At 69.6% G+C, this 4,097-nt stretch carries 8 protein-coding genes; 4 read left to right on the top strand and 4 right to left on the bottom strand.

Translation table 11 applies throughout. From position 1 onward, the window contains the following. The 3 genes from VKN16_28190 to VKN16_28180 all read left to right on the top strand — a co-directional run. Positions 1 to 510: enoyl-CoA hydratase-related protein (locus tag VKN16_28190; protein ID HME98104.1), on the top strand; the 510-nt coding region annotated here is incomplete at its 5' end. Between the two features lie 12 nt (positions 511 to 522). Next, complete coding sequence (locus VKN16_28185) at positions 523 to 726, top strand: hypothetical protein (GenBank protein ID HME98103.1); 204 nt, start codon at positions 523 to 525, stop codon at positions 724 to 726. Positions 727 to 735: 9 nt separating this feature from the next. Then, entirely contained in the window at positions 736 to 945 is a 210-nt protein-coding gene (locus tag VKN16_28180; protein ID HME98102.1) for a hypothetical protein, read from the top strand. A gap of 104 nt (positions 946 to 1,049) precedes the next feature. On the opposite strand, the gene VKN16_28175 is transcribed toward VKN16_28180, so the two are convergent. Then, a complete protein-coding gene (locus VKN16_28175; protein HME98101.1) occupies positions 1,050 to 1,640 on the bottom strand; it encodes a Uma2 family endonuclease in 591 nt (196 codons plus the stop codon). A 67-nt stretch (positions 1,641 to 1,707) separates the two neighbouring features. Continuing rightward, positions 1,708 to 2,469, bottom strand: coding sequence for an SDR family oxidoreductase (locus tag VKN16_28170; GenBank protein HME98100.1), 762 nt, complete (start codon positions 2,467 to 2,469; stop codon positions 1,708 to 1,710). Between the two features lie 190 nt (positions 2,470 to 2,659). Between VKN16_28170 and VKN16_28165 the strand changes: the two genes are divergently transcribed. Further along, entirely contained in the window at positions 2,660 to 2,911 is a 252-nt protein-coding gene (locus tag VKN16_28165; GenBank protein HME98099.1) for a type II toxin-antitoxin system HicB family antitoxin, read from the top strand. Between the two features lie 56 nt (positions 2,912 to 2,967). Here the strand turns inward: VKN16_28165 and VKN16_28160 are convergent, their stop codons facing one another. Beyond that, positions 2,968 to 3,219: a hypothetical protein gene (locus VKN16_28160; protein ID HME98098.1), complete on the bottom strand. Its 252-nt coding sequence runs from the start codon at positions 3,217 to 3,219 to the stop codon at positions 2,968 to 2,970. Positions 3,220 to 3,250: 31 nt separating this feature from the next. Continuing rightward, positions 3,251 to 4,097, bottom strand: an 847-nt coding sequence (locus tag VKN16_28155; protein ID HME98097.1) for a hydantoinase B/oxoprolinase family protein, incomplete at its 5' end; no start/stop codon positions are given.

The following is a 4,097-nucleotide window of genomic DNA, read 5'->3' as shown; positions in this document are numbered from 1 at the left end:
CAGGTGCAGGGCTACTGCATCATGGGCGGCCTCATGCTGGCCTCCTGCTGCGACCTCATCATCGCCGCCGACGACGCGCAGTTCGCCGACCGGATGGTGCGCTGGGGCGGCGCGCACGTGCAGTACTTCAGCATGCCGTGGGATCTCGGCCCGCGGAAGGCCAAGGAGTACCTGTTCACCGGCGACTACATCGACGCGAAGACGGCGCTCGATCTCGGCCTCGTCAACCGGGTGGTGCCGCGGGCGGAGCTGGACGCCGCCACGCTCGAGCTGGCGCAACGCATCGCTCTTCAAGATTCCTTCGCGCTGAAGCTCGCGAAGGCGTCGGTGAACGAGACGGTGGACATCCAGGGGCAGCGCCGCGCCCTCGAGAGCTCGTTCAAGAACTACATGCTGACGATCCCGCACCGCCAGGCGCTCGGCACCTACGGGGCGGCGGCGCGGGCCAGGGGCGTGAAGGACCGGATCAAGACGCGGGACGCGAAGTTCGGGGACGCCGCGGGCGGGTGAGGGGAGCGCTAAATGACGATGCGGAGTGCGGCGTCTCTGGCCCTGATCGGCGCGGTCCTGGTGGCGATCGTGCTGGTCGTCGGGCTCGTGCTGGACCTGCTGAACGTGCTGCGAGGTCTCGTCCCGGCGCTGAGGCTGGTCACGTCGTTCATCTACGCCTTCGCGGGCGTGGTGGCGGTCGTGTTCCTGTGGGTGTTTCGCAACGCCCAGTCGTGAGGCCGGACCGTGAGGGCCAGCGGACTCGTCGGGGTCGGTGTGGTCCTCGGGTGGCTGGCGAGCAAGACCTGGAGCGATCCCGGATGCCGGCTGGGGCTGGTCGTCTTCCTGGTCGCCACGGCGGCCATGGCCCTGGCCTTCCTTCTCGCGGTGGTCGGTCACGGACGGGACGTGCGCGCCGGCGACCACGATGAGGACGACGAGGGCGATCGCCCCTGACGTGTCGCCTCGCGACGGCGCGTCCAGGCCTCTCTCACCCATGGCGACGGCAGCCAGCTCGCTGGCCACGACGGGCCGGCCGGTCCCGAGGGCCGCGGCCGTCGCTACGGTAGCTGCGACGGGAGCAGGTCCGCGACGCGAACGCGGGCCTGGGGTGCTGCGAGTGGGCTGACGAGCTCGTCCGGCGCCAGCCTGACGATCGAGCCGTACCGCCAGCCGAACGGCGCGCCGGAATCGACGATGGGGTGGCGGTAGACCTCGACCACGTCATCGACGAGGTTGACGATCCAGTACTCCGGCACCTGGGCGCGCGCGTAGGCGCTGCCCTTGTGCAGCCGGTCGGACTCGAGGCTCGTGTCGGCCACCTCGACGAGGAGCGCCGGCCGGGCGGGATGGGCATGCCGGTAGTCGCGGAAGCTGCCCGGGGCCACCACCAGGTCCGGCTCGGGCTCCGACTCGTCGTCGAGCGCGACCGGCGCCTGGGTGCGCACTTCCCAGCCGTCCGCGAAGGCCCGGCGCAGCACCTCCTCGGCCATGCGGATGGCCGTCATGTGAGGGGTGCCCTGCGGCTCGCACACCATCAGATCGCCGCCGAGCAGCTCGACGTGCTCCCCGGAACGGAACGCGCCCAGATCGACGAGGCGCTCGTACTCGAGGCGAGTCCAGCGCTTCGTGCCTGGATTCGAAGCGGGCATGGTCTTCACGCTAGCCTGCGTCGGCGTGGCGAGTCAATGTACGCACGTGAATACTCCAGGAGCGCCGTCAGATGGTGGCGCTCACGCCTCCGTCGACCGGCAGGCAGCAGCCGGTGTTCCAGCGTGCGTCGTCCGACGCGAGGTACAGCGCCGCCGCCGCGACCTCCTCGGGCCGGCCGCCAAGGCCGAGCGGATGGGCCTTCTCCAGCTCCTGGATCTCGCCGGTCTGCTCCAGGCGGCTCAGATGGTCCCGGTTCATGTCCGTCTCGATGTACGCCGGACAGATGCAGTTGATGCGGATGCCCTCGTGAGCGTGGTCGAGCGCCATGCACTTCGTGAGGTGAATCACGGCGGCCTTGGCCACGCTGTACGGCAGGTGGCGGCGCTGGGCTTTCAACCCGCCCATGGAGGCGATGTTGATGATGGTTCCCCGGCGCCGGCGGAGCTCGGGCAGGGCGCCGCGGGAGCAGAGGAAGACGCTCATCAGATTCGCGTCGAGCGTGCGTCGGAACTCGTCGGGCGTGCATTCCTCGGCGGTAACCCGTCCGAGCACGGCGCCCGCGTTGTTGACCAGGATGTCGAGCCGACTGAAACGCTCGATGGTGCTACGCACCAGAACGGCGATGTCGGCCTCGACCGTGGCATCGCCGGCGACGGCGAGCGCCTCGCCGCCGCCGCTCTGGATGGCGGCGACCGTCGCCTCCAGCGGCGCCCGCCGGCGGCCGGTGACCGTCACCCGTGCGCCCTCCTGGGCGAAGCGGAGCGCGATCGCGCGGCCGAAGCCACTGCCCCCGCCGGTGACGATGGCGACCCGACCGTGGAGACGCACGGCGTGCACTGTACCCCACCGCGTGGGGAAACTGAAGATTATCGCGGCACCTCACCAAGACTTCCCGCCGAGGATCCGATAGGCTCGGCCCGCGATGGCAGGGCGTGACGCGGGAGCACGAATCCGCTCGGCCATTCCCCCGAAGAGAACCGTGGAAATGCGCTACCCTTCTGGTCAAGGAGGTGACTGAATGCGGAATGAGTTCACTGCAATCGTGGAGCGCCACGGACGCTGGCACATCGCCTGCTGCCCGGAGATCCCCGGCGCGAATGGTCAGGGCAAGACGAAGGCGGCCACCCTCGAGAATCTGCGCGACGCCATCGCCCTGATTCTCGAGGACAGACGCAAGGACGGTTTACGTGGAGTCCCGGACGTGCTCGCCCGCAAGATCTGTCGGGGCCTCTCGGTGCCCGAACTTGGTCGCGGAAGCCAGCCCGTGTAGACGGCCGGCAAGGACACCTCGCCACTCTCCACACCTAGGCGTCCGGGACCATGGCGCTATCCGAGATCCAACAGGCCGAAGTGGCTCGCCGCCTTGGAGCGTTCTGCCAGGCGCGGGTTCCGCCTGAAGTCCGCAACCAGGTACGCCTCGGCTACCGCATCACAGGGAGCGCCGTCGTCCTGTTCGAAGAGCGGCCGGCGTTTCAGCCGCCCCATGAATGGCGTGAGATGGCGATCGCGAAATTCCGGTTCGTCGGCACCCAGAACGTCTGGCAACTGTACTGTCAGCACCGCGATCAGCGGTGGCACTCATACCAGGCACGGCCCGCAGCGCCGAGCCTCAAGGAACTACTTGATGAGGTCGCCGCCGATCCGACTGGGATCTTCTGGGGGTAGTGCGTCGGGCGGCCAGCCCCTCGCGGCCCTCCTTCGTCTTCACCTCATCCACCGCCCGCCCATCGGCCGTGAGCACCACGCCATACTCCGCCGCGTTCACAATCTTGCCGTCCAGCACATCCGCCAGTACCGCCGCCGGGTCCCGCTCCATCGGATCGCCGTAGCCCGCGCCCCCGGCGATGTACTCCCAGAGCTGGTCGCCCGGGTGGAGCACGATCATCTTCTTCGAGGGCAGCTCCTCGCGGGTGCCGTCCTTCCTCAAAATAAACGCATGCGCCCGGGTGCCCGGGGCGCCACCCTCCAGCGGCCAGGGCGACGACGCGAAGCGCTCGCCGCGGTGGGAGACCGTGACGTCCGTGGTGGTGGCCTCGAAGACCTTCTCGAGCCCGAGGCCCCCGCGGAAGCGGCCGGCACCGCCGGAGCCCTGCCAGAGGCGCATGCGGGAGATGCGCAGGGGGAAGTTCATCTCGACCGACTCCACCGGGATGTTCATGCAGTTGGAGACGTCGGTCTCGATGGTGTCGATGCCGTCCTTGTCGGGGCGGGCACCCATGCCGCCGGCGGCCAGCTCGCTGGCCACGAAGGGGCGGCCGGTCTCGGGGTCGCGGCCGCCGAAGGCCATGACCAGCAGGGTGCCGGAGTTGGCGGCGGGCATGCGGCCGGGCAGGGCGCCGACCAGCGCGCCCAGGATGGTGTCGGCGATGCGCTTGATGGTGGCGGTGCGGCAGCTCACCGGGGCGGGCGGGCGCGGGTTGACGATGGTGCCCTCGGGCAGCACCGCGTCCACCGCG

The sequence above is a fragment of the Candidatus Methylomirabilota bacterium genome, assembly GCA_035315345.1.
Lineage (GTDB): Bacteria > Methylomirabilota > Methylomirabilia > Rokubacteriales > CSP1-6 > CAMLFJ01.
This window is presented reverse-complemented; position numbering and strand designations above follow the sequence as displayed.

Coding starts and splice junctions, on each gene's coding strand:
- VKN16_28185 (HME98103.1), top strand. CDS start 523: ATGACGATGCGGAGTGCGGCGTCTCTGGCCCTGATCGGCGCGGTCCTG.
- VKN16_28175 (HME98101.1), bottom strand. CDS start 1,640: ATGCCCGCTTCGAATCCAGGCACGAAGCGCTGGACTCGCCTCGAGTAC.
- VKN16_28165 (HME98099.1), top strand. CDS start 2,660: ATGCGGAATGAGTTCACTGCAATCGTGGAGCGCCACGGACGCTGGCAC.